Here is a 24,524-nt window from a genome sequence, read left to right as displayed (position 1 = left end):
GGGGCTTCGTGCGTCCGCTGACCACTAGTCGAGGAGCAGGCGGGCGTGGCGGAGCTTGCGGCCGGGGCGCCAGGCGAGCGCCTGGACTTCGACCTCCACGCCGGGGGCGAGCGTGGCGGTGACGCGGCGCGAGTAGACGGGGACGGTTCCGGCGGCGGTGCCATCGCGATCGACCACGGCCACGCCGTCCGCGCGGACCGCGGCGATGGTGAGGCGGTAGCGGTGAAAGCACTTCACCTTCAGCCACTCGCGCCCGCGCACGCCGGGGCGGTAGCCGCTGCCGGCGCGCTTGCAGACGATCCCCTCGATGCCCAGCGCGCGCGCCTCGGCCCAGAGCTCGGCGCCGGTGTCCGCCACGTGCTCCACGTAGCGGATCGGGCCCCCGCGCCCCGCGAGCAGCCCGGCGGCGATCTCCTTGCGCGTGCGCAGGGGTGACGCGAAGAGATCGCGGCCGCCGAGCTGCAGCACGTCGAACACGTGGTAGATGAGCGGCGGGGCACGGCGGCCGCCGCGCATCGCGCGGTGCAGGAGGTCGAAGTCGGGGAGGCCGTCCGCGCCGACGGCGACGAGCTCGCCGTCCAGGTAGCCGCGCTCCAGCCCCAGCTCCGCCACGGCCGCGGCGATGGCCGGCAGGCGCGCGGTCCAGTCGTTCCCCTGTCGCGTGTACAGCCGCACGCGCCCAACCGCGATGCGGGCGAGGAGGCGATAGCCGTCGTACTTCACCTCGTTCAGCCAGCCTTCGCCGGCGGGCGGAGACTTGGCCGAGGTGAGCAGTTGCGGGGGGATGAAGGTCATCGGGCGATATTCGGCGTTTGTTCGGTACACTCGCCGTTGTACGCCCGGTTGCACGGATGTGTGCCGCTGGTGGCCGAATGAGTGCTCCGTGGACGAATCTCCTCGCTCACGCGGACGGGATCGAACACCTCCAGATTGGCGGTTCGGGTGCTGTCCGCGCCCGCATCGCCCGCGTGGCGCTTCCGCTCGGGGGCGAAGATATCGACATTATCCGTATCCCTCTCTTATCCCCCTCTCCCGGAGGAGCCCGTGCGCAAGTTGCAGCTGAAGCTGGAGACGCTGGAGGTGCAGTCGTTCGTGACCGGTGCCCGCGGCGGCGCGATCGGGACCGTGCGCGCCAACCTGGATGCGGCCGCGCAGCTCGTGGCTCCGATCGCCGCGGCGGACAGCGACTGCATGGCCACCCAGGGCCCGTGCACCTGCGAGCCCATCGAGACCTGCTCGTGCGGCCCGACGGTCCCCGTCACGGGAGACTGGGCGTAGCCGAGCCGTCCCCGCGGTGGCGCGGAGTGCGCGTCGACGATTCGCATGCTGACTGGTTCCGAGCCCCCGTTCCGCCTTCCGCGGAGCGGGGGCTCGGTCGTGGAGGGAGATGGAAAACCGCCGCTCGCGTCCTTCCAACTGGCGAACCGGTTGGCGATGAATCGCTTTCCATCTCCCTCTCCCGCTCCATGCGCTGGCGATGACGAGTGATGACGAGTACGCGGCCGGCGTGGACGTGTGGGTGGAGGGTGGCGCGAACGTGACGCAGGTCGCCGGGCGTGACCTGTACGTGCAGATGGCCGCCGAGGAGTTCGTCCGGCTGGACGCGGACGCGGTCCGCGGCGAGGCGGCGCCGCGCGCCGTGGGCGATCTGGTGCGGCAGCTCGCCGACCAGCGGCTGCTGGTGCTGGCCGGCGCGTACGAAGACAAGGCGCGGGTGGCGCGCCACGTGGCGGTGGATCTGGCGTCGCGCGAGCAGGTGCCGGTGCTGGAGTGGGCGGGGGAGGGCGGGCTGGACGCGCTGCTGCGCGGGATGCGGCGCAAGGAGAGCGCGGTGGTGCTCCTCTCCGGCATCCTCCCGCAGCAGGTGGACTGGAATCTCCCGCGCCTGCGCTCCGACGCCGCACGGGCGCGCCAGTGGGTGATCGCCACGACCGACCGCCGGCACCGCGAGTGGAACCTGACGCCTGGACAGGACGCCTTCTGGCACGAGATCGCGCCCGACCGGCTCTTCGACTCCGACACGCTCCTCACCGTCCTTCTGCACGAGTTGGGCGACATCCGCGGGGCGCTGGGCGACGGCGCTTACGAGGAGGCGTACGAGCCCGGAGACTCGACGCTGTGCGGGCTGGCGCTGCGCGAGATCGCAGAGCGGCTGCGGACGCCGCCGAACGTGGAGGAGTTCGGCCGGCGGCTGCTGCAGCGGGCGCGGAGCGGGGGGCTGGAACGCGAGGGGATCGAGTCGCTGGCCGATGCCATCACCAGTCCCGCGGTTCCCATCCGGAGGTGGTTCAACACGCCCCCGCGGTCCGACGACGAACGGCTGCTGGCGCTCGGCATGGCGTTCTTCGAGGGGCTTCCGGACGACCAGTTCTTCGCGGCGATGGAGCGGTGGGTCGCGGACATCCGCGAGCGCCGCGACCCGCGCCAGCGCTCGTTCGACTACGCCGACGTGGCGCGCCTGGAGGACTTCTTCGCGCGGGTGGAGACGGCGGACGGGGGGATTCGATGGGAGCCGCGGTGGCCCGATCAGCGCGCGTTCATCCTGCGCGCCGGATGGGACGGGCACCGCCGGCAGATGCTGGGCGCGCTGGACGTGCTCACCCGCCTGGCCGCCGACTCGGCGGAAGGGCGCGGGGGCGACCGGGAGCTGTACGGCTCGCCGGGGGAACGGCTGCGGGTGCGGCGCGCGGTCACCGGGGCGCTGGGCGAGCTGGGGCTCCTGTCGCCCGCCGGGGTGGAGCCCGCGCTGCTCGAGCTGGCCAGCGATGCCGACGCAGACGTGCAGGGGGTGGCCGCCGCGGCGGTGGCGGGGTGGCGGCTTCGGGGCGGCGAGGCGGAGGCGCGGTTCTTCGCGCTGCTGAAGCGCTGGCAGCGGGATGCGCGCATCCGCGGGATCGTGGAGTCGCTGCTGGCCGGGCGCGACGAGCGGAAGAGCGGCGGCGCGCACGCGCAGATCCGCGCCACCGTGGCGCTGGCGCTGGGTTTCGCGTCGGAGTACGACCCGCCGGGCGGGCTGAAGCCGGACCTGGTCACGCTGATGAAGGAGCTGGCCGGCGACCGCAACCGGATCGTGCGCGAGCGCTTCGCGCGGTACACGCTGCCGAAGATGGTGCGGCTGCACGTCGCGCAGCTGCGGCCCACGCTCCGCGGGCTGGCGCGCCGCTCCGATCTCGCGTTCGCGATCGGAGCGAGCCTGGCGCAGGCATCGCCCACCCTTCCCGACGACGTCGGGGCGACGCTGGACGAGTGGCATCTCGAGGTCTCGCGGTGGACGCCCGGCGCCGGCAGGGCGGGGGAGCGGGAGGCGCTGCTGATGGTGCTGGCGTACACGTACGGCGAGCTGCCGTACGGCGAGGGGAGCCCGGTGCGCGCGGAGGACGGGTTCGCGCGGCTGAGGCAGATCCTGGCCACGGAGCGGCATCCGCGGGTGCGGAGCGCGGCCGTGCACGCGGTGGCGCGGCAGGTGCGGACGCGCTTCGGCCACGTGGAGCCGATGGTGCGGGCGCTGGCGGGCGATCTCACCGGGCGCGAGCGGGAGCGGATCGCGCTGGCGCTGGCCGACGTCTACCGGGCGGAGCGGGAGGGAATGAAGGGCGGCGACGCGGAGGTGGAGGTCGGCGGGCGGACGTACGCGGCGTGGACAGAGGGCTCGCGCGAGACCACGCCCGTCGAGCGGGCGATGCTGCGCTGGATGCAGGACGCGTCTGCGCCCGCGGCGCAGCGCATCGCCCTGCGCGCGGCGGTGGCGTTCGCGGAGACGCTGGACGGGGCGATCGCGGACGAGATCGCCCGCATCCGCGACGAGCGGCGCCGCGCGGACACCGCACCGCGGCCGTGGGACGCGGCGGCGCTTCCGGCGCCGCCATCGGCGCCGGGATGGTACGGCGGCGGGCTCGTTCCCTGGCTGGCGACGGTGCGTGCGCCGGCGTTCCGGCCGGTGGTCCGCGGCCTCCTTCCCGAGGCGCTGGCGCAGCGGACGCATCGCCCGTTGGCGCTGAGCAACGTCCTCGCGCGGTGGGAGGCGATGCGCGTCGGCAGCCGCCCGCGCGACGTCGCCCGCATCCTCCGCATCGCCCTGGCGTGGTACTTCGGCGGGGCGCTTCTCGTCGCCCTCCTCATCATCTTCATCGTCATCCTCCTGCTTGAAATCTTCTGAAGAAAGAGTGTTCGATGAGCATCGACCCGGCGGATGCGGCCGCAAAGGCGCTGATCGCGTATTGGCAGCGGGAGGAGATGGACGCGCCGCAGCGGCTGCTCTGCAGCCGGCTGGAGAAGACGCTGGACGCGGACACGCGCGCCACGCTGTCGGACGCCGCGCGGGCGGACGCGGAGGGGAGCGTCCCGCGCGTCGCCGAAGCGCTCCGCGACGCGGCGGCGGCCGACTGGATGGCGGGGAACATCCTGCGCGCGTTTCCGCCCGCCTCGGCCGGGGTGCAGGTGCACGTCGTCGGGAACGGGAACCAGACCACCGTCGCCGGGCGGGACGTGATCATCGGCGGCGGACATCGCGCCCGGGACGCGGACGCTCCGCCGCCGGACAACATCCTCGTGGCTGGCGCGGATCCCCGTGACCTGGTGGCGCTCAGGGTGGGGCAGGAGGCGCGCGAGATCAGCGAAGCCATCCAGCTCGGCCGCCTCCGCGATCGCTGGGCGGTTCATCTCTGGCTTTCCGTGCGGCTGCCGGACCTGACGCGCGGGCTGCTGGAGCAGACGCCCCGCATCCTCCACTTCAGCGGCCACGGCAACGAGGACGAGGGGCTGTTCCTGGAAGACGAGGGTGGCTACGCACGGCCGATGTCGGGGGAGCGGCTGCGGGGGCTGTTCCGCAGGCTGCCGTTCAAGGTCGAATGCGTGGTGCTGAACTCCTGCTACTCGGAGCCGCAGGCGTGCGCGATCGCGCAGCATGTCCCCTACGTGATCGGCACCGCGGGCGAGCTCCCCGACGAGTCGGCGATCAAGTTCTCGCGCGGCTTTTACCAGGCGCTCGCGGCCGGGTGCTCGGTCCCGCAGGCGTACGAGATGGGATGCGTGCACTGGGAGGATGCTGAGATGGCGGAATACCCGCTCCCCAGGCTCATCAGCCGCGACCACCCCTGTGCGACGCCGTGAAGTCCGCTCCGGCGCGGCGCTTGCCGCCCGTCGCGGGGAACGGAAACGGGGGGTGACGGATGGCCGATGGAGACCGGGTGATCGAGGCGGCGCGGCGCGGATCGGCGGCGCTTGCGGGGAGCGCGCGCGACTACGACGGGCTGATGGAGATGATCGGCGGCGCGCGCGTGGTGTGCCTGGGCGAGGCGAGCCACGGCACGCACGAGTTCTACCAGGAGCGCGCGCGGATCACGCGGCGGCTGGTGGAGGAGAAGGGCTTCACCATCATGGCGGCCGAGGCGGACTGGCCGGACGCGTACCGCGTGAACCGCTGGGTGCGCGGGATGGGCGGCGACGCGGACGCGAATGCGGCGCTGGGCGGCTTCACCCGCTTTCCCACCTGGATGTGGCGGAACCGCGAGGTAGTGGAGCTGCTCGGGTGGATGCGGGGGTGGAACGAGGCGCTGCCGGCCGGGCGCGCGAAGGCGGGCTTCTACGGGCTGGACCTGTACTCGATGTTCGCGTCGATCGAGGCGGTGATCCGCTACCTGGACCAGGTGGATCCCGAGGCCGCGCGCCGGGCCCGCGCGCGCTACGCCTGCTTCGGGCGCTACGGCGGCGACAGCCAGGCGTACGGCTACGCGGCCGAGATCGGCGTCACCCCCGGCTGCCGGGACCAGGCGGTGGAGCAGCTGACCGAGCTGCAGCGCCGCGCCGCCGACCTGGCGCGGCGCGACGGGCACATCCCCGAGGACGAGTTCTTCTACGCCGAGCAGAACGCCCGGCTGGTGGCCAACGCCGAGGCGTACTACCGCACCATGTTCGGCCCGCCGGCCGAGGGGTGGAACGTGCGCGACACGCACATGGCCGACACGCTGGAGGCGCTGCTGGAGCACTTCGGCCGCGGTGGCGCCCGCGCGAAGGCGGTGGTCTGGGCGCACAACTCCCACCTGGGTGACGCGCGCGCCACCGAGCCGGGCGACGAGGGCGAGCTGAACGTGGGCCAGCTCGCCCGCGAGCGCTGGGGCGACGAGGCCGTGCTCGTCGGCTTCAGCACGTACACGGGAACGGTGACCGCCGCGTCGGACTGGGACCGTCCCGGCGAGCGCAAGCGCGTGCGCCCGGCGCTCCCCGGCAGCTGGGAGGCGCTGCTGCACCGGGCCGGCGGCAGCTTCGTCCTGCCGCTGCGGGGGAATGGAGATGCGGAAGTCTTCCGCGAGCGGCGGCTGGAGCGCGCGATCGGCGTCGTTTACCTCCCCCGCTCGGAGCGCGTGAGCCACTACTTCCACGCGCGCCTGGCGGACCAGTTCGATGCGGTGATCCACATCGACACCACACGCGCCGTGGAGCCGCTGGAGCCGTCGGAGATCTGGCATCGCGGCGAGGAGGTGCCGGAGACGTATCCGTATGCGGTGTAGGGGGAAGTGCGGAAGTGCGTGAGTGCGTGAGTGCGGGCCTGGAGTCGGCGCGGAGAGGGTTTCCGACTCCGGCGGGGCCGGTCTCGGTGCGACGAATGCCGAAGTGCGCGAGTGACAAACGCACTCACGCACTTCCGCACTCACGCACTTCGGTTCTGTCCGTTCCCCGCCGTTGCCCCTGCCGCGCGGCGTGGGTACCTTGCAGGTCCGTTCCGCGCCTGCCTTTCCGCGCCGTTTTCCCGCCGTTCCCGGTTGCCCGCTACCCTTTCGTCCCGAGCCCAGCCGTACCTGCGTGCGGCCGTCCTCGCGCTGGCCTGCTACGTGGCCGGCCGCGTGGGGCTTTCGCTCGCCTTCGTGCAGGCCAACGCCAGCCCCGTGTGGCCGGCGTCCGGCGTGGCGCTGGCCGGGCTGCTCCTGCTGGGCATCCGCTACTGGCCCGCAGTGTACGTGGCGGCGGTGGTGGTCACGGTGGCGGGCGGGGCGTCGCCGCAACTGGCGATCATCATGGCGGTGGGGAACCTGCTGGACGCGGTGATCGGCGCGTGGCTGCTGGGCCGCGTCTTCCGCGTGCGCCCGTCGCTGAGCGGCGTGCGCGACGTGCTGCGCTTCGTGCCGCTGGGGGCCATTCCCGGGCCCGCGGCCAGCGCGCTGATCGGCGCGGCCACGCTGATGCTGCGCGGCTCCATCGACTGGGTGCAGGGCGCGCGCACCGCGCTGGTGTGGTGGACGGGGAACGGCACCGGCGTGCTGGTGGCCGCTCCGGTGGTGCTGGCGTGGGCCGGAACGCGGCGGCCGCTTCCCCGCGGGCGCATGCTGGAGGTCGCCGGCGCCGCCGCGGGGGCCGTGGGCGTGACGCTGCTGGCCTTCCGCAGCCAGGAGGTGTTCCCCGTCGCGCAGGTGCCGCTCAGCTACGCGGTGTTCCCGTTCATCACCTGGGCGGCCATGCGCGCGGGCCAGCGCGGCGCATCCCTCGTCACCGCGGCGGTGGCGTTCTCGGCCGTGGCGGCGGCGGCGCGGCTGGTGGACGACCCAGCCTCGCCCTATCCCGCGCAGTCGCTCCTTTTCCTGCAGGCCTACCTCGCCCTGGTGTCGATGACGGGGATGGTGCTGGCCGCGCTCACCCACGAGCGCCGCATCGCCCTGAAGCGCGAGCGGCGGGCGCGGCGCAACGCGCAGGCGGCGGAGCGGCGGTCGGCCTTCCTGGCCGAGGTGGGCGCGGCGCTCAGCGGCTCGCTGGACTACCCCGAGACGCTGTCGCGGCTGGCGGCGCTGGCGGTGCCCCGGCTGGCCGACGGGTGCATCATCGACGAGCTGACCGACGACGGCGAGTTCGGGCGCGTGGTCACGCTGCACCGCGACCCCGAGATCCACCGCCTGATCGCCGAGACGCGGCGCCTCTATCCCCCGCCCGGCAACCCCCACAGCCGCGTGGCCGGCGTGCTGCGCAGCGGGGCGACGGACTTCCTTCCCGAGGTGGACGGGTCGTTCGCCGACCGGCTGGCGGTGGACGAGCGGCACGCCGAGATCCTGCGGGGGATGCGGATCCGCTCGGTGATGTTCGTCCCCCTCGTGGCGCGCGAGCGGACGGTGGGGGTGCTCACGCTGATGCGCACCGACGGCGCCCGCCCGTACCGCCGCCCCGACGTGCTGCTGGCCGAGGACGTGGCGCGGCGCGCGGCGCTGTACCTGGACAACGCGCGGCTGTACCGCAGCGTGCGCAACGAGGCGGCGGCGCGGCAGAAGGTGGTGTCGATGGTGTCGCACGAGGTGCGCAACCCGCTGTCCACCATCCTGCTGAACGCCACCGCCGTGCTGGACGACGGCGCGGCCGGCGGCGCGCGGCAGCCGCTGGAGGCGGTGGTGCTGGCCGCCGAGCAGATCCGCCACCTGGTGCAGGACCTGGCCGACGTCACCCGGCTGGAGGCGGGAAGCCTGCCGGTGGAGCGCGCCGCCTTCCGCCCGTGCATGGTGCTGCGCGAGGCCGCGCTCCTGCTGGAGCCGCTGGTGGCGCGCAAGGAGCTGCGCTTCGCCACGCGCACCGAGGGCGAGCTGCCGCGCGTGGTGGGCGACCGCGAGCGCACGCTGCAGGTGCTCAGCAACCTGGTGGGCAACGCCGTGCGCCACACGGCCGAGGGCGGCGCCATCGAGCTGCGCGCGGAGGTGCAGGGAGACGCGGTGCGCTTCTGCGTGGCCGACACCGGGTGCGGGATCGCCGCCGAGGCGCTGGGCGAGCTCTTCACCCCGCTGTGGAGCGGAAGCGTGGCCGCGCGGGGGATGGGGCTCCCCCTCAGCCGCGCCATCATCGAGGCGCAGGGCGGCCGCCTGTGGGCCGAGAGCACGCCCGGAGACGGCAGCCGGTTCTACTTCACGCTGCCGGTGGAGGAATAGGGGACAGGGGACAGGGGACAGGGGACAGGGGACAGGGGACAGGGGACAGGGGACAGGGGACAGGGGACAGGGGACAGGGAGAAGCGATGCTGCCGCGTCGATTTCTCTTCCTCGTCAGCCTCCCGCGGAGCGGCCGGGACAGCGGTGCCGGTGAACGCGAGCGCATCGCCCGCGCGCACGAAAACCCGGCGGTGCCGTTTCTGCCGTCCCTATCCCCTGTACCCTGTCCCCTGTCCCCTGATCTGGAACATGGCGCACTTCTTTCGTGTCCGAAGCCATCGATGCTTCCACGAACGAGAATCGACGCCATGGCCACACGCTTCCGACGCAACCCCACCCCCGAACCGCTGCGGCAGCGCCTGGTCGAGGTCCGCCGCGGGCTCATGCGCCTGCACAAGGCGCTCATCGACGCCGAGCGCGTGGAGTGGGAGCGCAGCCGCGGGCCCGTGACCAACTCCCAGCTGCTGCAGGCGCTGATCGAGGAGCCGTTCTTCGCCTGGCTGCGGCCGTTCTCGGGGCTGATCGTGGAGATCGACGAGGCACTCGCCGGCGAGGACGCGGTGAGCGAGGCCGGCGCCCGCGCCTTCGTGGAGCAGGCGCGCGAGCTGGTGGCGGTGGACGAGGGCGACGAGCCCACCGTGAACCGCTACGACCGCGTCTGCCGCCGCGATCCCAGCGTCCTGCTGCTGCACGTCGAGCTCGCCAGCCGCATCCGCGACGCGCTGGAGGGCGGCCCGGCCGCCGCCTGACCCCGCTTCGTCCGCCCCGCCGCGACATCCTTCCATCTCCCCGCTCTTCACCGCCGCGCCGGCTCCGCAATCCACCCGGGTTCGGGGGGGGTACGACGTGAGACATCCTGTGGGTTCCGCGCCGTAACGCCGGCGCGGGACCGCGTGTCTATTGGCCGGAGACTGTCGCGGGGCCGCCGGCCAACCATCCGGCGGTCCGGTGCGTCCAACCGAATGTCCAGACGGGCAATCGGAACCGATTCGGCACGCGGACAATGCGCACGGACGAACTGTGGTGGGCGCGCCAGCGCAGCTCGCTGGCACAGGCCTACGCGGACGAGGACACCGACGCCGTGGCCGCCCGGCTGCGCGATCTGCTGAGCGCCGTCCGCGGCGACCCGCCCGACGAGGTGGTGCCCGACAACGTGGTGGCGTTCCTGGACGCCGCCCACCTGCTGGCCGAGTCCGGCAACCTGCCGCGCTCGCACCGCGCCTGGCGCCTGGCGCTGTACGCGCTGCACTGACGCGGAGATCGACGGAAGCGCACGAGGGCGCCGGGGATTTCACTCCCCGGCGCCCTCGCCGCGTCGGTCGATGCCGGTGGATCACCCCGCGCCGGCGCTCCCCAGCAGCATGCCGATGGCGAAGACCAGCGCGCCGCCGAAGACCACCTGGATGAGGGTGGGCCCCAGCGGGCTGTGCATGTAGCGGCGCCGGATCCACGCGATGGCGATCAGCTCCAGCACCACCACCACGTACGCCAGCGTCAGCGCCGTCTGCAGGTTGGGGATGAGGAAGGGGAGCGTGTGGAACATTCCCCCCAGCACCGTTCCCACCCCGGTGATGGCGCCGCGGCTCCACGGGTTGCCGCGCCCGCTGACCACGCCGTCGTCCGAGAGCGCCTCGGCCAGGCCCATGCTGATCCCCGCGCCCACGGAGGCGGCGAGCCCCACATAGAAGGCGGAGAGCGGCCGGTGGGTGAGCTCGGCCGCGGCGAAGAGCGGCGCCAGGGTGCTCACCGAGCCGTCCATCAGCCCCAGCAGCGCGGGCTGCACGCGCTGCAGCACCAGCGCGTTGGCTTGCTCGTGGCGGGGCGCGGAAGTCGGGACGTCGGTCAACGGAAATGCTCCGGATGTGGTGTGGGTGGGCCGCCGGGGCGGCGAGCGGCGCACACTCCAGAACCGTGCCCGCCGCGCCCGCAGCCGCCACCCCCATTTGCTTTCGCAAGGCCGCGCGTGCATTTTGTCGCACCGTGAACCGTTGCTGGTTCACAACTTGCGTGCGGCGCGGGGGTCGGTTGGCCCCACGCAGGAACCCCTCACCGTGTACAACGATGCAGCCGCAGCCCTGGACGAGCCCCGAGCGTGAGATCCGCCGCCGGGTGGTGCTCACCCTGGCCTGGGGAGCCTTCCTCCTCGCCATCTCGCTTCTCCTGATCTTCCCCCTGCACCTGCCGCGCTGGGCGGGGAACGCCCTGGTGGTCACGGCGTGCACGGGGGGCGCGTGCATCGTGTACGGCGAGCTGACGGTGGCGCTCGCGCGGTGGCGGCTGGTGGGCAAATAGGCCGCCCCGGGCGGTTGTCCCGGCGCCGCAAGGGTGATATCTTTCTCTGCTGCCCCCCAAACCCGGGGGGCAGCACTTTTTTTCCTGCTCCGCGCACATCACCGGGCCGGGGCCACATGTCCAGAGGAAGGTGACTTTGAGGGACTACGAGATCGTGTACATCTTCCACCCGTCGCTCGACGAGGGGGGGGTGGACCAGAAGCTCGAGCGGTTCAACGGTCTGCTGACCGGCGACCGCGGCGGCAGCATCGCGGCCGTCGACCACTGGGGCCGGCGCCAGCTGGCGTACCCCATCGAGGACCAGACCAGCGGCTACTACGTGGTGTCGCACTTTTCCGCCCCGGCCGAGGCGCTGCCCGAGTTCGAGCGCATCCTGAAGCTCGACGAGGAGCTGCTCCGCTACCTGGTGGTGATCAACGAGGGCGACCTTGCCACCACCCCGGTTCCGCCGGAGCCCAAGCGCGACGAGGAGTCCGAGGAAGGGGAGGACGAGTAATGCGTACCAGCCGCAAGGCGTGCCCGATCTGCGAGCTCGGGGCGCGCACCATCGACTACAAGGACGAGCGGACGCTGCAGCGCTTCGTGACGGAGCGCGGCAAGATCCTTCCGCGGCGCATCAGCGGGATGTGCGCCCGGCACCAGAGGCAGGTGGGTACGGCCGTCAAGCGCGCGCGGTACCTGGCGCTGCTGCCGTACATCGCCGGCTTCGAGTCGTAAGGAGGATACCCAGATGCAGGTCATCCTTCGCCAGCGGATCGAGACCCTGGGCGACGCCGGCGAGATCGTCGACGTGAAGCCGGGCTACGGCCGCAACTATCTCATCCCGCAGGGCCTGGCCTACGAGGCCACCGACGCGAACAAGCGCCGCCTGGAGGCGGAGCGCGCGCGCACGGCGGCCAAGGAAGCCGAGACGATGCAGGACGCGCAGAAGCGCGCGGCCAGCATCGAAGGCGTGTCGCTGACCTTCAATGCCCGCGCGGGGCAGGAAGGGAAGCTGTTCGGCTCCATTACCTCGGCGGACATCGCCGAGAAGCTGGCCGAGCAGGGAATCACCATCGACCGCCGCCAGATCGAGCTCGACGAGCCGATCAAGACGCTGGGCGTGACCAGCGTGCCGGTGCGCCTGCATCCGCAGGTGCGTCCGGAGGTCAAGGTCTGGGTGATCGCGGAAGACTGACCGTCTTTCGTCGCTTCGCTCTGATTTCGTCGCGAGGGCGGCTCCGGTGAACGGGGCCGCCTTCGTCGTTCGACGCAAGTGCGTGAGTGCGGAAGTGCGGAAGTGCGGAAGTGCGGAAGTGCGCTGGTTCGGCGCGGGGAAGGGATCGGCGCCGGGTTGGCGTGTGGAAGATGCGAGTGAACTCGCGGCTACAACGGCACGCAGTCCGCCTGCGCGGCGCCTGCGCGGACTTCGCGGGCCGGCGTCCGCGGCGGATCCGATGGATGGATGTGGCGGGTGGGGCACATCGATGCCCGCGCAGTCGACTCACGCACTCACGCACTTCCGCACTTCCGCACTTCCCTGATCCCCTGCGCGGCCCTTAACTTGCCCCCGCGCAGATGGTGCGCGTGGCACCCAGAACTCAACCCGGAGAAGCGATGAGCATCACCCCCGTGCCGCCCTCGTCCGTGAAGGACCTGCCGAAGGACGTGGCCCGCGTGGTGGACCTGCTGTTCGACCGCAAGGCGCTGGACGTGACCCTGCTGGACCTGCGCGGCATCTCGTCGGCCACCGACTGGTTCGTCATCGCCTCGGGCACGTCGGACACGCACGTGGGCGCGCTGGCCGGCAACGTGGTCGACGGGCTGAAGCAGGACGGCAACCGGCCGCTGAACGTGGAGGGCGAGCGCGAGGCGCGCTGGGTGCTGATCGACTACTTCGACTTCGTGGTGCACGTCTTCCACCCCGCCGCGCGCGAGTTCTACCAGCTCGAGCGCCTGTGGGGCGATGCGCCCACCTACGTCCTCGCGCCGCCCGTCGGCGCGTAAGGACGGGACTCCGCAGCCCTCGACGCGCCGGGCGCCGTAACGACGGCCCCGGCGCGTTCGTGCGTTCCCGGACGCGCCCGCTCCATCCCGCGCCGAACCAGCGCACTCACGCACTTCCGCACTTCCGCACTTCCCTTCGTACTTTCGTACTTCCGCACCGCCGTTTAACTTGGCGCAGTCTTTCCGTCCGCTCTCGCCCGGTCCCGATCCCCATAGGCCATGACCGATCCGCAGACGGCCACCGGCTACTCCGGGCGCAGGCTGCCGCCGCCCACCTTCTTCGACCCGACGTTCGAGCGGCTTCCCGGCGCCGCCGCGTTCGACGCGGACCGCCCGGGCCCCGTGCTCATCCTCTTCGACCCGCGCGCCGACCGCGCGTGGGTGGCCGACGCGGCCATCGCGCTGGCCACGGGGTGGAACGCGGGCGGCCGGCGCACCGTGCTGGCCGACCTTTCCATCGAGGACCCGGTGCTCCACGAGCGCGTGGGGGTGCCCAACCTCGACGGCGTGGTGGACCTGTTCCTCTACGGCGCGTCGCTGGCGAGGAGCGCGCGGCCGGTGCCGGGGCGCGGCTTCCTGCTGATCACCGCGGGAACCTACACCCCCGAGCCCGACGCCATCTTCCGCCACGCGCGCTGGGGCAAGATCGTGGACGGCTTCCGCGAGGCGCAGGCGTCGCTCCTCCTCTTCGTTCCGCTCGACGCGCCGGGGCTTCCCGCGCTGGGGGAGTGGGCGGGCGACGTGATCCTGCTGGGCGACCGGGAAGACGGCGAGCTCTTCGACTCGCTGGTTCCCGCGCCGTTCCGCATCCGCGCGTGGCTGACGCCGCCGGCGCGCGAGCCGTTCCGCGTGGCCGAGGGATCGGTCCGCCCCGCGCCGTACGGCTCCGCGCCGCAGCCCGTGTCGCCCCCGCCGCAGCCGGTGGTGCCGCCCGCGCCGGGGGACCGCTTTCCGCAGCCCGAGCCCGCGGGGTTCCAGCCGTGGATGGGGCCGCCGCGCGAGACGGCGCCGCGTGGGCCCGAGCCGCTTCCCACCGCGCACGAGGCGCCGCACGCGTCGGCGGCCGCGCTCCCCGTTCCCGAGCCGGTGTGGGACGACACGGTGGGCGACGAGCCGCCGGGGAAGCGCCGCAAGAAGAAGTCGATCCCCAAGAAGCGCCGCATCTCGCCGCTCGTGCTGGTCCTGCTCGTGCTGGCCTTCATGGCGCTGGCGGTCGGGGCGGCGATGGTCTTCCTTCCCGGCCTGCTGAAGGGGCTTCCCGGGCGCGCCGAGCGACCCGCGGGCGAGGCGCCGGGCGTTCCCCCGCGGCGCGCGCAGGCGGGGCCCACCGTCAGGCCGGCGGGAACGCCGCGGCCGTACGCGGTGGTGGTGAAGGCGTTCCAGGGCGACCAGGCGTACGACGCGGCGCGGAAGCTGGCCGGGCAGGTGCAGAGCGCGATCCCCGGCACCGAGGCCTACGTCTTTCCCGAGGACATCGGCGGCGTCGTCTACTACCGCGTGTTCGCGGGGTCGCTGGCCGACACCGCGCAGGCCGTGGCGCTGCGCAACGAGCTGGTGCGGAAGAAGCTGGCCGACCCCGAGAGCGTGGGCGGCCCCGACGCGCTCATCCAGCCGCGTCCGCTGGCGTTCGACCTGGGCGAGTTCGACTCGAAGGAGGCCGCCGAGCGCCGGGCCGAGGCGCTTCGCGCGGGGGCTATCGACGCCTACCCCGCCGCCGTGCCGCAGACGGACGGCACCGAGCGGTGGGCGCTGTACGCCGGCGCCTTCGCCGACACCGCTCAGGCGGCGCCGATGAAGAAGACGCTGGAATCCTCGCGCCTTCCCGCGCGGCTGGTGCGCCGTGTCGGCCGGGCGCCGGCCACGTCGAAGTAGGCGCCCTGGCAGGGGCCAGGGGACATCGCCGTGCTGTTGAAGCCTCGCGCCGTTTGCGAGGCTTTCCGTCGTTGTTGCCGCGGCTTCAGCCGCCTTTCGATCTCCGGCGGAGCGGCCGCTGACCTTCCCCAATCTCCCCTCTCCCTGTAACTTGGCGGGGATTTCCAACCGGATGCCCGGCCCCGAATCTCCCAGACCCGATCCGTCATCGCCGGCGCGGACTCATCCGTATCATCCCGGATCCCGGGCGCCATCGTCCCCATCCCGACATCTCCCCGTCTTGATGTAGAGCAGTGAAGCTCCGCGCCCTCCGCCTCCACGGCTTCAAGAGCTTTCCCGACCGCACCCTCATCGAGTTCCGCGACGGCGTGACCGCCATCGTGGGCTCCAACGGGTGCGGGAAGAGCAACACCGCCGACGCCGTGCGGTGGGTGCTGGGCGAGCAGCGCGCGTCGGCGCTGCGCGGCGGGAAGATGGAGGAGGTCATCTTCCAGGGAACGGTGAAGCGCCGCCCGCTGAACCTGGCCGAGGTCTCGCTCTCCTTCTCCAACGACGACTCCTCCATCCCCATCCCCCAGACCGAGGTGGAGATCGCGCGGAAGGTGTTCCGCGAGGGCGGCAGCGAGTACACGCTGAACCGCGTGGCCTGCCGGCTCCGCGACATCCACGACCTGCTGCGCGATACCGGGCTGGGATCGAACGCCTACTCGATCATCGAGATCGGGATGATCGACTCGATCCTGTCCGAGCGCGCGGACGAGCGGCGGGCGATGTTCGAGGAGGCGGCGGGGATCGGCAAGTACAAGGATCGCCGCAAGGCCGCGCAGCGGAGGCTGGAGGGCGCGGAGGTCGACCTCGCGCGGCTGAACGACCTGGTGAACGAGGTGGAGAGCAAGGTGCGCGCGCTGGCCCGGCAGAAGCGCCGCGCCCAGCGCCACCAGGAGCTGCAGACGCGGCGCCTGGACCTGGAGGTCGCCTTCGCGCGCGCGGAGCTGCAGTCGCTGGCGGCCGCGCTGGAGAGCGGGGGACGGAGACGCGAGGCGCTCGCGCGCGAGGAGGGCGAGGCGCGCACCGAGCGGACCACCGCCGAGGCGATCCTGGAGGAGCGGCGGATCGAGGCGGCCGAGCTCACCCGCCGCCGCCAGCACTCGGCCGCGAAGCTGGAGGACGTGCGCCAGCGGCTGTCCACGCGCGAGCGCGAGATCCTGCTGGCCGACGAGCGCCGCTCCAACGCGGAGATGCGCATCCAGCAGCTGGTGCGCGAGCGCGCGGAGCTGGGCGACCGGGCGGAGACGCTGTCGGCCGACGCGGAGCGGCTGGCGGGGGAGCGCGACCACGCGCTGGCGCGGCTGGAGGGCGTGCGCGAGCGGCTGGAGACGCGGGTGGAGGAGAACGACGCCCTGCGCGCCACGCTGAGCGCGCACCGCCAGGCCAGCGAGGCCGCCGCGTCGCGCTCGCGCGAGATCGCGCGCGAGATCGCCGCGGCCGAGGGCGAGCGCGCGGCGGCCGAGCGCCGGCGCGGCGAGGCGCTGGAGCGCGCGGGCTCGCTGGGCGAGCAGGAGTCGCAGCTGGGCGCCGAGATCACCGTGCTGGGCCAGCAGACGGAGCTGTGGAGCGGGCAGGGAATGTCGCTGCGCGAGCGGCTGGACGCCGCGGCCGACGCGGCGGACCTGGCGCGCGAGGAGACGCGGACGCTGCGCGGGCGCGAGGCGCCGCTGCGCGACACGCTGCGCGCGGCGGAAGACCGCGTGCAGCGCCTGGCCAGCCAGGTGGCCGCGCGCGAGGCCATGGAGAGCAGCTACGAGGGCTTCAGCCCCGCGGTGACGGCGATCATGGCCGAGCGCGAGCGCTTTCCCGGCGTGCTGGCCCCGCTCGCCGACTTCGTGCGCGCCTCGACGGCCGACGGGGCCACGGCGCAGGCGGTGGAGAGCTTCCTGGGGTCGCTGCTGCAGGCGCTGGTGGTGAAGGACCTGGCCTCCGCCCGCGTCGTCCGCCGCTGGTTCCGCGAGGAGTGGAGCGGCGGGGGAACGCTGCTCCTGCTGCCGCTGGACGCGCCCGGCGTGCGCGAGGCGCTGGGCGGTACCTCGCATCGCCTCGGCGTGGCGGGGAGCGGGGCGGGGCAGCGCTGGGTGGACGTCTTCCTCGAGGGCCTCGTCGTCCTTCCCGGCGAGGACCCGCTGGACGCCTTCGCCCCCGGCGCGCGGGTGGACGCGTTCGGCGACACCATCGATTCGCGCGGCGTCATCCGCCTGGGGCAGCCGGCGGCGGGGGAGGGGATCCTGGCGCGGCGCGAGATGCTGGGCCGGCTGCGCAACGAGCTGGAGGACGCGGAGGTGGCGCGCGACCGGCTGGTGCTGGAGCGCGACCAGCTTGCCGAGCGGATCGCCCTGGCCGAGGAGCGCACCCGCGAGGCCGACGAGGTGCGGCGCGTGCTCGAGGCCGAGCTCCGCCAGCTGGACGCCGACACCGCCGCGCACGGGCACCGCCGCGGCCGGCTGGAGCGCGAGCGCGAGCAGGTGGTGGCGACGATCGCCTCCGCGCGGCGCGAGGCGGAGTCGGCGGCGGCGCGGATGGCGGAGCTGGACGCGCGCCTGGCCGAGCTGCACGGCATGGCGGGCGATGCGCAGGCCGCCGCGTCGCGCGAGGGTGCCGGGCTGGCGGAGCTGGACGCGCGCTGGGAGGCCGCGCGCGACGAGGAGAGCGAGCTGCGCGTGGCCGCCGCCCGCGCCGAGGGCGAGCTGCGCGAGGTGGAGCGCGCCCTGGCCGACGCCGTAAACGGCGCGGACGCGGCGCGCGCCCGCTCGGCCACGCTGAACGCCGAGGCCGAGGAGCTGCGGCGCTCGCTGGAGGGCCTCTCCGGCATCCGCGACCGCGCGGGGGAGGACGTGGAGGCGCTGTTCGCCGAGCGTGACGGCTACGCGGCCGAGGTCGGCGGCTTCGACGCGCGGCTGGGCGAGCTGGAGATGGAGGTGAACGCCGCCGAGGAGCGCGCCCGCGTGGCCCGCCGCCGCGAGGGCGAGGCCAGCGAGGAGCGCCACCGGCTGGAGCTGGAGCGCGCCGACCTGGAGAGCCGCTCCATCCGCGCCCGCGAGCGGCTGGAGGTGGAGTGGGGGCGCCCGTGGGAGGTCCTGTCCGCCGCCGCCAACCCCGTGGAGGAGGGGGACGCGGAGGCGTGGCGCACGGAGGTGCGCGAGATCGCGCAGCAGGTGGACGCGCTGGGGCCCATCAACATGCTGGCGGTGCAGGAGCACGAGGAGGAGGAGACGCGGCTGAAGTTCCTGCTGGAGCAGCGCGACGACCTCACGTCGGCCCGCGACGACCTGGCGTCGGCGATCCGGCAGATCAACAAGACGGCGCGCGAGGTGTTCATGGGCACCTTCGATACCGTGCGCCAGAACTTCCACCGCACCTTCCAGTCGCTCTTCCAGGGCGGCGAGTGCGACGTGTGGCTGGCGGACCCCGACGACCCGCTGGAGAGCCCCATCGAGATCAGCGCATCCCCGCGCGGGAAGAAGACGCAGCGCATCCACCTCCTCTCGGGCGGCGAGCGGACGCTGACGGCGCTCTCGCTGCTCTTCGCCATCTACCTGGTGAAGCCCAGCCCGTTCTGCCTCTTCGACGAGGTCGACGCACCGCTGGACGAGGCCAACGTGGGCCGCTTCATCCAGCTGCTGAACGACTTCAAGGGCCAGACGCAGTTCATCGTCATCACCCACAACCCGCGCACGATGGAGAGCGCGGACTGGATCTACGGCGTGACGATGGAGGAGCCCGGCGTTTCGTCGATCGTGGGCGTGGAGCTGGAAGGCGCGTACGCGTACGGCGGGGATACGAAGGCGGCGTAGGAAACCGAAGTGCGGGAGTGCGGAAGTGCGGGAGTGCGCTGGATCTGCTGATCCGGCGCACTTCTTCGTTTTCGTCGCCCCGCTGCACTTTGTCTCACGCGATGCACATCGGCGTGCGGATTGCGCTTGCGGTGCGGGCCCATCCCGCCGTGCGCGGGAATCGTCGCACGCCCGCAGGAACATCTCCCGATGCCGCAGTTCTCGATATGCCTCCGCCGTGCCGCGCTCGGAGCCGCGTCGCTGGTGCTGACGATGGTCCGCGGCGCAGGCGCGGGGGCGGCGCAGCGGGCGGGGGACGGGATGGTGGCGATCCCGGCGGCGGCGCGGGTGGACTCGGTGTTCGCGCGCTTCGCGGCGCCGGGGTCGCCGGGGTGCGTGGTGAGCGCGATGCGCGCGGGCGACGTCGTCTTCTCTCGCGCGTACGGGCTGGCGAACGTGGAGACGGGGGCGCGGCTGGACACGGGGTTCGTCTTCGCCGCGGGGTCCATCACCAAGCAGTTCACCGCCTTCGCCGTGGCGCTGCTGGTGGCCGAGGGGCGGCTGGAGCTGGACGCGGACGTGCACCGCTACCTCCCCGAGCTGCCGCGCTACCCGCACCGCGTCACCCTGCGCCACCTGCTGCACCACGTGGGCGGGGTGCGCGAGTACAGCGAGCTGCCGTCGCTCGCGGGCGACGGCAGGCCGGGGGTGGAGCTGGCGGAGCGCGTGAACGGACTGAGCTTCGTGCCCGGCACGCAGTACCTGTACAGCAACACCGGCTTCCTGCTGCTGGGCCGCGTGGTCGAGCGCGTGACGGGGGAGCCGCTGGGCCGGTTCATGGCCGAGCGCATCTTCCGGCCGCTGGGGATGACGCACACCCTGCTTCCCGCCGACAGCAGCCAGGCCGGGAGCCGGGGGGTGGCGTACGCGCTGCGCGAGGGGCGGTGGGTGCCCATGCTCCCGCCGGTGGAGAGCCAGGGCGACGCCGGGCTGCTGACCACGCCCGCCGACCTGGCCCGGTGGGACCGCAACTTCTACGACGCGCGCGTGGGCGGGCGGCGCGTGCGGGCCATCCTGCACGACACGCTGCGGATGGCCGGCGGCGCGCTCAGCACCTACTCGTTCGGGCTGCACCGCGAGCCGTACCGCGGCCTCGCGCGCGAGTACCACGGCGGGCTGGAGTACGGCTTCCGCACCAGCTGGTGGCGCTTTCCGCGCCAGCGGCTGTCGGTGCTCACCACCTGCAACACGCGCACGGCCGAGCCCGACGGGCTCACGGAGCGCGTGGCCGAGCTCTTCCTGGCGCCCACCCTGGCCGCCGCGGGGCACGCGCCCGCCCCGGAGCCGCGCGTGGACTCGGCCGCGGTGGCGCCGTTCCTGGGCTTCTACGTGAGCCGCGCCACCCACCAGTACCACAACGTGGCCTGGCGCGACGGGCGCCTGGCGGTGCGCATGGTGGTGACGTACTACGAGCTGTCGCCGCTGGGCGGCGGGCGCTTCGCGGTGCGCGGCGAGCCCATCACGCTCGCCTTCCGTCCCCGTCCGGACGGCGGAATGGAGATGGAGGAGCGCTCCGAGGCTGCCGGCCGCGCGGTGGTCTACGAGCGCCCGGGCCCGAACGCGCCGCGGCCCGCGCTAGCGGACTTCGCGGGCGATTACGCCTCGCCCGAGCTGGGCGCGCGCTGGGCCATCCGCCCGGGTGGGAGCGGGCTCGTCGCGGCGATGCCGCGCGATACCGCCGAGCTGCGCCCGGCCGCCCCCGACGTGTTCTCGGACGGCTATCTCCTCGTCGTCTTCCGCCGCGACGCCGCGGGGCGCGTGACCGGCTTCGCCGCGTCGACCCCGCGCATCTTCGGCGTCGAGTTCGTGCGCCGCTCCGCGGTGACATCGACCCCGTAAACCGGCATCGATCTCTCACGCGAAGACGCGGAGACGCGGAGGTGCAGCCCAGCCACCTCCGCGTCTCCGCGTCTCTGCGTGAGTCCAACGTGTCCGATCAGCTCACAGCCATCCGAGCTTCGCGCCGATCACCAGCGCGGCGATGAGCCCCGCGTTCACGCCGACGCCGATGCGCGCTTCGGGCCACTCGGCGGCGCTGAGGACGAGCGAGCCGAGCGCGGCCCCCATCGCCCACGGCAGCCACCACGTGCCGTGCGCCAGCGCTCCGCCCGCGCAGGCCACGAACACCGCCGCGAACGCGAGCCAGAGCACGCCCAGCGCGCGGATCCCCGCATCCCCCAGGTCCAGCCGCCCGGAGAGGACGGTGGTGTGGTAGGGGATCTCCTCCATCGCCATCAGCTCCCACGAGTTCAGGAACCCGGGCAGGTGCGCGATCCCGTGCAGCGCCATCAGCAACGCGATTGCCGTCCGCATACGCCACCTCGACGTCGTTCCGGGTCCGATCTCCATTTCCCGAACAACGATACGCCATCGGGCGATGAATCCTGTCCGTCGCTCGCCGGATCATCGTGTGGGGGAGACGCCGGTCGTGCGGAGAGGGATCTCACCGGCGCGGAGGGTGAAATCCCGCTCGCATCTTCCTCGATCTTCATCTCCCGTCGAATCTCCCCCGTCCCGCTCCGCACGGTGGACGCACGGGGCGGCGCTTGGTAGATTTCGGTGGATTTCCGGCCGGGAACGTTCCGCAACCGAAGTGCACCGATGCTCATCGTGATGAAGCACGACGCCAGCGCCGAGGAAGTGACGCGCGTGGTGGACGTGATCGAGGAAATGGGGTACGAGGCCCGCCCGATGCCCGGGAAGCAGCGCACCGCGATCGGCCTGGTCGGCAACGACGGAAAGGTGAACGCCGACCGCCTGGAGTCGCTCCCCGGCGTGCTGGAGATCATCCACGTCTCGCAGCCGTACAAGCAGGTCTCGCGCGAGTGGCGCGAGGAGCCCACCATCGTGCAGCTGGCCAACGGCACGCGCATCGGCGGCGGCGAGGTGGTGGTGATGGCCGGCCCCTGCTCGGTGGAGAGCGAGGCGCAGATCGTGGGCATCGCCCACTCGCTGCGCGAGGCGGGCGCCACCATCCTGCGCGGCGGCGCGTTCAAGCCGCGGACCAGCCCCTACGCCTTCCAGGGGATGGGCGAGCCGGGGCTGAAGCTGCTGGCCAAGGCGCGCGAGGAGACGGGGATGGCGGTGGTCACCGAGGCACTGGACGAGGAAAGCCTGGCGCGGGTGGCCGAGTACGCCGACATCATCCAGATCGGTGCGCGCAACATGCAGAACTTCTCGCTGCTGCGCCGCGCCGGCCGCACGGGAAAGCCCATCCTGCTGAAGCGGGGGATGGCGGCCACGGTGAAGGACCTGCTGCTCAGCGCCGAGTACGTGCTGGCCGAGGGGAACGGGCAGGTGATCCTGTGCGAGCGCGGCGTACGCGGCTTCGACACGCACACCCGCAACCTGCTGGACCTGACGGCCATCCCGGTGGTGAAGTCGCTCTCGCACCTCCCCATCATCGCCGACCCCAGCCACGGCACGGGGCTGCGGGCGAAGGTGATCCCCATGGCGCGCGCGGCCGTAGCCGCCGGCGCCGACGGGCTGATGATCGAGGTGCACCCCGACCCCGAGCGGGCCATGAGCGACGGCGCGCAGTCGCTCTACCCCGAGCAGTTCGAGGAGCTGATGCAGCAGATCGCGGTCATCGCCGAGGCCATCGGCCGCGAGATGCAGCCGTCGCTCACCGGGCGGCCGGTGCGCGCGGTGGTTTAGGGGACAGGGGACAGGGCCGCCGCGGGGGTGCCCCGGGCGATTGAAATCGCGGCAACAACGGCCCAAAGTCCGCCTTCGCGGACTGCTGCCGCGCCATCGGGGCGGGCCACGGGCATCCGTGCGAACGATCTACTTGCAGCATGAGCGTGGCCCGGTTGACTTGGTGCAGCCGGGCCACGATTCGGTTAGGCACTGCATCGGAACAGGCCCAAGCACACGAAATCCTTTCAACCGGGGTTCCGTATGGACGCGCCGCGCACGCTGGTCTCGCAGAACAAGCCGATGGGCGACCGCGGCGAGCGCATGGCCGCGGAGCACCTGGAGCGCGCCGGATGGACGGTGCTGGCGCGCAACTTCCGCGTGGGGCACCGCGAGGTCGACCTCGTCGCGCGCCGCGGCGAGGTCGTGGCGTTCGTGGAGGTGAAGACGCGCGCCGGGCTGGGCTACGGCCACCCGCTCGAGGCCATCACCGCGAAGAAGCGCCGCGAGATCCAGTTCGTGGCCCAGATGTGGGTGGACCGCCACGGCCGCGAGGGCGACAGCTACCGCTACGACGCCATCGCCGTGCTCCTCCCCACCGGCGGCGAGCCCCGCATCGAGCACGTTGAGGACGCCTGGCGGATGTAGGCGCGGTCACGGCGGGGGCGTGAAGCGCGCCTGAGCCGGCCGAACAGCCTCGCGCGGTTTGCGAGGCTTCCCGTGGTTGTTGCTGCGACTTCAGTCGCCGGTGACTCGGGAGCTGGCCACCGCTCATCTTGTCCCGGCGGCCTTCTTGCGCCCGGCTTATCTTCACTCCGCTGGCCGGTGAGCCGGCGGGGTTTCTCGTGTGGGGAGGGGGATGAAGATGCAGACGCGCAAGCTCGGTGGCGTTGAGGTTTCCGCCGTGGGCCTCGGGTGCATGGGGATGTCGGGGGTGTACGGGCCGGCGGACGAGGACGAGAGCATCGCCACGATCCACGCGGCGATGGAGGCGGGCGTCACGCTGCTGAACACGGGCGACTTCTACGGCGCCGGGCACAACGAGATGCTGGTGGGGCGCGCGCTGGCGGGAAAGCGCGACCGCGCCTTCGTCTCGGTGAAGTTCGGCGCGCAGCTGCAGCCGCCCGGGCAGATCGTGGGCTTCGACGCGCGGCCGGTGGCGGTGAAGACGTACGTCACCTACTCGCTCCGCCGCCTCCGCACCGACTACATCGACCTGTACCAGCCCGCGCGCGTCGACCCCAACGTTCCCATCGAGGACACCGTCGGCGCGGTGAAGGAGCTGATCGACGCTGGCTACGTGCGCCACCTGGGCCTCAGCGAGGCCGGCGTGGGCAGCATCCGCCGCGCGCACGCCACGCACCCCGTGACCGCGCTGGAGACGGAGTACTCGCTGGCCACGCGCGACCCCGAGCAGGGCATCCTTCCGCTGCTGCGCGAGCTGGGGATTGGCATGGTGGCGTATGGCGTCCTTTCGCGCGGGCTGCTGACGGGCGACGTGGCCCCGGGCGCGGCGTTCGCGCCGGGCGACTTCCGCGCGCACTCGCCGCGCTTCCAGGGCGAGAACCTGGAGCAGAACATCCGCCTGGCCGACGCGCTCCGGCAGATCGGCGGGCAGACCGGCCTCACGCCCGCGCAGCTCGCCTTCGCGTGGGTCCTCTCGCGCGGCGACGACATCGTGCCGCTCATCGGCACCAAGCGCCGCGACCGCCTGGCCGACGCGCTGGGCGCGCTGGACGCCACGCTCTCGCCCGACGACCTCGCGCTGCTCGAGCGCGCCGTCCCCGCCGGCGCCGTGGCCGGCACGCGCTACCCCGCGGCGGCGATGTCCGGCCTCGGGCGCTGAATCCGGCACGACATGGCCGGGCCGACCGCCGTGGCGAGCTTCGCCGCGGCGGTTTTTCTCGCGCCCGACCGAACGGATGGCGGACGGCCTGCCTCTCATCCAGTGGAAGGCGAT

General features: G+C 72.9%; 21 protein-coding genes. 18 read left to right on the top strand and 3 right to left on the bottom strand.

Annotated features, from left to right (window positions below; translation table 11 throughout):
• Nucleotides 1-24 precede the first annotated feature (24 nt).
• Nucleotides 25-795, bottom strand: a complete 771-nt coding sequence (locus VLK66_RS28005; protein ID WP_325312822.1) for a hypothetical protein — start codon at nucleotides 793-795, stop codon at nucleotides 25-27.
• A 249-nt stretch (nucleotides 796-1,044) separates the two neighbouring features.
• On the opposite strand from VLK66_RS28005, the gene VLK66_RS28000 reads away from it, so the two are divergent.
• The 7 genes from VLK66_RS28000 (at nucleotide 1,045) to VLK66_RS27970 (ending at nucleotide 10,146) form a co-directional block, all read left to right on the top strand.
• The gene (locus tag VLK66_RS28000) at nucleotides 1,045-1,278 is read left to right on the top strand and encodes a pinensin family lanthipeptide (protein WP_325312821.1); all 234 of its coding nucleotides are present in this window, start codon (nucleotides 1,045-1,047) and stop codon (nucleotides 1,276-1,278) included.
• Between the two features lie 199 nt (nucleotides 1,279-1,477).
• Nucleotides 1,478-4,156, top strand: a complete 2,679-nt coding sequence (locus VLK66_RS27995) for a hypothetical protein (RefSeq protein WP_325312820.1) — start codon at nucleotides 1,478-1,480, stop codon at nucleotides 4,154-4,156.
• A gap of 14 nt (nucleotides 4,157-4,170) precedes the next feature.
• Complete coding sequence (locus VLK66_RS27990) at nucleotides 4,171-5,109, top strand: CHAT domain-containing protein (RefSeq protein WP_325312819.1); 939 nt, start codon at nucleotides 4,171-4,173, stop codon at nucleotides 5,107-5,109.
• A 59-nt stretch (nucleotides 5,110-5,168) separates the two neighbouring features.
• A complete protein-coding gene (locus VLK66_RS27985) occupies nucleotides 5,169-6,506 on the top strand; it encodes an erythromycin esterase family protein (RefSeq protein ID WP_325312818.1) in 1,338 nt (445 codons plus the stop codon).
• A 252-nt stretch (nucleotides 6,507-6,758) separates the two neighbouring features.
• Entirely contained in the window at nucleotides 6,759-8,894 is a 2,136-nt protein-coding gene (locus VLK66_RS27980) for an MASE1 domain-containing protein (protein ID WP_325312817.1), read from the top strand.
• A 308-nt stretch (nucleotides 8,895-9,202) separates the two neighbouring features.
• The gene (locus tag VLK66_RS27975; RefSeq protein ID WP_325312816.1) at nucleotides 9,203-9,643 is read left to right on the top strand and encodes a hypothetical protein; all 441 of its coding nucleotides are present in this window, start codon (nucleotides 9,203-9,205) and stop codon (nucleotides 9,641-9,643) included.
• A 254-nt stretch (nucleotides 9,644-9,897) separates the two neighbouring features.
• Entirely contained in the window at nucleotides 9,898-10,146 is a 249-nt protein-coding gene (locus tag VLK66_RS27970) for a hypothetical protein (protein WP_325312815.1), read from the top strand.
• 81 nt (nucleotides 10,147-10,227) lie between these two features.
• Here VLK66_RS27970 and VLK66_RS27965 read toward each other — a convergent pair whose 3' ends face one another.
• Nucleotides 10,228-10,740 carry a VIT1/CCC1 transporter family protein gene (locus tag VLK66_RS27965; RefSeq protein ID WP_325312814.1) on the bottom strand — a complete coding sequence of 171 codons (513 nt, stop codon included), beginning with the start codon at nucleotides 10,738-10,740 and terminating at the stop codon, nucleotides 10,228-10,230.
• 215 nt (nucleotides 10,741-10,955) lie between these two features.
• Between VLK66_RS27965 and VLK66_RS27960 the strand changes: the two genes are divergently transcribed.
• The 8 genes from VLK66_RS27960 (at nucleotide 10,956) to VLK66_RS27925 (ending at nucleotide 20,767) form a co-directional block, all read left to right on the top strand.
• Complete coding sequence (locus tag VLK66_RS27960; protein WP_325312813.1) at nucleotides 10,956-11,186, top strand: hypothetical protein; 231 nt, start codon at nucleotides 10,956-10,958, stop codon at nucleotides 11,184-11,186.
• Between the two features lie 136 nt (nucleotides 11,187-11,322).
• Nucleotides 11,323-11,682 (top strand): 30S ribosomal protein S6, encoded by a 360-nt coding sequence (gene rpsF / locus VLK66_RS27955; protein WP_325312812.1) that lies wholly within the window; start codon nucleotides 11,323-11,325, stop codon nucleotides 11,680-11,682.
• Nucleotides 11,682-11,903 carry a 30S ribosomal protein S18 gene (gene rpsR, locus VLK66_RS27950; protein WP_325312811.1) on the top strand — a complete coding sequence of 74 codons (222 nt, stop codon included), beginning with the start codon at nucleotides 11,682-11,684 and terminating at the stop codon, nucleotides 11,901-11,903. Before rpsF ends, rpsR begins: the two co-directional genes overlap by 1 nt.
• 13 nt (nucleotides 11,904-11,916) lie before the next feature.
• Complete coding sequence (gene rplI / locus VLK66_RS27945; RefSeq protein ID WP_325312810.1) at nucleotides 11,917-12,363, top strand: 50S ribosomal protein L9; 447 nt, start codon at nucleotides 11,917-11,919, stop codon at nucleotides 12,361-12,363.
• Between the two features lie 419 nt (nucleotides 12,364-12,782).
• On the top strand, nucleotides 12,783-13,172 hold the full coding sequence (rsfS, locus tag VLK66_RS27940; RefSeq protein ID WP_325312809.1) for a ribosome silencing factor: 390 nt from the start codon (nucleotides 12,783-12,785) through the stop codon (nucleotides 13,170-13,172).
• A 219-nt stretch (nucleotides 13,173-13,391) separates the two neighbouring features.
• Entirely contained in the window at nucleotides 13,392-15,044 is a 1,653-nt protein-coding gene (locus VLK66_RS27935; protein ID WP_325312808.1) for an SPOR domain-containing protein, read from the top strand.
• Nucleotides 15,045-15,337: 293 nt separating this feature from the next.
• Complete coding sequence (gene smc / locus VLK66_RS27930) at nucleotides 15,338-18,889, top strand: chromosome segregation protein SMC (protein WP_325312807.1); 3,552 nt, start codon at nucleotides 15,338-15,340, stop codon at nucleotides 18,887-18,889.
• A gap of 252 nt (nucleotides 18,890-19,141) precedes the next feature.
• The gene (locus tag VLK66_RS27925) at nucleotides 19,142-20,767 is read left to right on the top strand and encodes a serine hydrolase domain-containing protein (RefSeq protein ID WP_325312831.1); all 1,626 of its coding nucleotides are present in this window, start codon (nucleotides 19,142-19,144) and stop codon (nucleotides 20,765-20,767) included.
• Between the two features lie 102 nt (nucleotides 20,768-20,869).
• On the opposite strand, the gene VLK66_RS27920 is transcribed toward VLK66_RS27925, so the two are convergent.
• The gene (locus VLK66_RS27920; RefSeq protein ID WP_325312806.1) at nucleotides 20,870-21,241 is read right to left on the bottom strand and encodes a hypothetical protein; all 372 of its coding nucleotides are present in this window, start codon (nucleotides 21,239-21,241) and stop codon (nucleotides 20,870-20,872) included.
• Nucleotides 21,242-21,529: 288 nt separating this feature from the next.
• On the opposite strand from VLK66_RS27920, the gene aroF reads away from it, so the two are divergent.
• The 3 genes from aroF to VLK66_RS27905 all read left to right on the top strand — a co-directional run bounded on the left by aroF (nucleotide 21,530) and on the right by VLK66_RS27905 (nucleotide 24,410).
• A complete protein-coding gene (aroF, locus tag VLK66_RS27915; protein WP_325312805.1) occupies nucleotides 21,530-22,585 on the top strand; it encodes a 3-deoxy-7-phosphoheptulonate synthase in 1,056 nt (351 codons plus the stop codon).
• 243 nt (nucleotides 22,586-22,828) lie between these two features.
• Nucleotides 22,829-23,212 carry a YraN family protein gene (locus VLK66_RS27910; protein ID WP_325312804.1) on the top strand — a complete coding sequence of 128 codons (384 nt, stop codon included), beginning with the start codon at nucleotides 22,829-22,831 and terminating at the stop codon, nucleotides 23,210-23,212.
• Between the two features lie 217 nt (nucleotides 23,213-23,429).
• Complete coding sequence (locus tag VLK66_RS27905; protein WP_349260558.1) at nucleotides 23,430-24,410, top strand: aldo/keto reductase; 981 nt, start codon at nucleotides 23,430-23,432, stop codon at nucleotides 24,408-24,410.
• The last annotated feature ends 114 nt before the right edge of the window (nucleotides 24,411-24,524 follow it).

Origin of the sequence: Longimicrobium sp. (assembly GCF_035474595.1) — a bacterium.
Taxonomy (GTDB): Bacteria; Gemmatimonadota; Gemmatimonadetes; order Longimicrobiales; family Longimicrobiaceae; genus Longimicrobium.
Note: the sequence above shows the minus strand (reverse complement) of the source record. Positions and strands in the feature narration are given on the sequence as shown.

Excerpts from the sequence above, each read along its gene's own strand:
- VLK66_RS27975 (WP_325312816.1), top strand. The coding sequence starts at position 9,203 with ATGGCCACACGCTTCCGACGCAACCCCACCCCCGAACCGCTGCGGCAG.
- aroF (WP_325312805.1), top strand. The coding sequence starts at position 21,530 with ATGCTCATCGTGATGAAGCACGACGCCAGCGCCGAGGAAGTGACGCGC.
- rplI (WP_325312810.1), top strand. The coding sequence starts at position 11,917 with ATGCAGGTCATCCTTCGCCAGCGGATCGAGACCCTGGGCGACGCCGGC.
- VLK66_RS27985 (WP_325312818.1), top strand. The coding sequence starts at position 5,169 with ATGGCCGATGGAGACCGGGTGATCGAGGCGGCGCGGCGCGGATCGGCG.
- VLK66_RS27910 (WP_325312804.1), top strand. The coding sequence starts at position 22,829 with ATGGACGCGCCGCGCACGCTGGTCTCGCAGAACAAGCCGATGGGCGAC.
- VLK66_RS27935 (WP_325312808.1), top strand. The coding sequence starts at position 13,392 with ATGACCGATCCGCAGACGGCCACCGGCTACTCCGGGCGCAGGCTGCCG.
- VLK66_RS27995 (WP_325312820.1), top strand. The coding sequence starts at position 1,478 with ATGACGAGTGATGACGAGTACGCGGCCGGCGTGGACGTGTGGGTGGAG.
- VLK66_RS27905 (WP_349260558.1), top strand. The coding sequence starts at position 23,430 with ATGCAGACGCGCAAGCTCGGTGGCGTTGAGGTTTCCGCCGTGGGCCTC.
- VLK66_RS27970 (WP_325312815.1), top strand. The coding sequence starts at position 9,898 with ATGCGCACGGACGAACTGTGGTGGGCGCGCCAGCGCAGCTCGCTGGCA.
- rpsR (WP_325312811.1), top strand. The coding sequence starts at position 11,682 with ATGCGTACCAGCCGCAAGGCGTGCCCGATCTGCGAGCTCGGGGCGCGC.
- VLK66_RS27960 (WP_325312813.1), top strand. The coding sequence starts at position 10,956 with ATGCAGCCGCAGCCCTGGACGAGCCCCGAGCGTGAGATCCGCCGCCGG.
- VLK66_RS27990 (WP_325312819.1), top strand. The coding sequence starts at position 4,171 with ATGAGCATCGACCCGGCGGATGCGGCCGCAAAGGCGCTGATCGCGTAT.
- VLK66_RS28005 (WP_325312822.1), bottom strand. The coding sequence starts at position 795 with ATGACCTTCATCCCCCCGCAACTGCTCACCTCGGCCAAGTCTCCGCCC.
- VLK66_RS27920 (WP_325312806.1), bottom strand. The coding sequence starts at position 21,241 with ATGCGGACGGCAATCGCGTTGCTGATGGCGCTGCACGGGATCGCGCAC.
- VLK66_RS27925 (WP_325312831.1), top strand. The coding sequence starts at position 19,142 with ATGGTCCGCGGCGCAGGCGCGGGGGCGGCGCAGCGGGCGGGGGACGGG.
- rsfS (WP_325312809.1), top strand. The coding sequence starts at position 12,783 with ATGAGCATCACCCCCGTGCCGCCCTCGTCCGTGAAGGACCTGCCGAAG.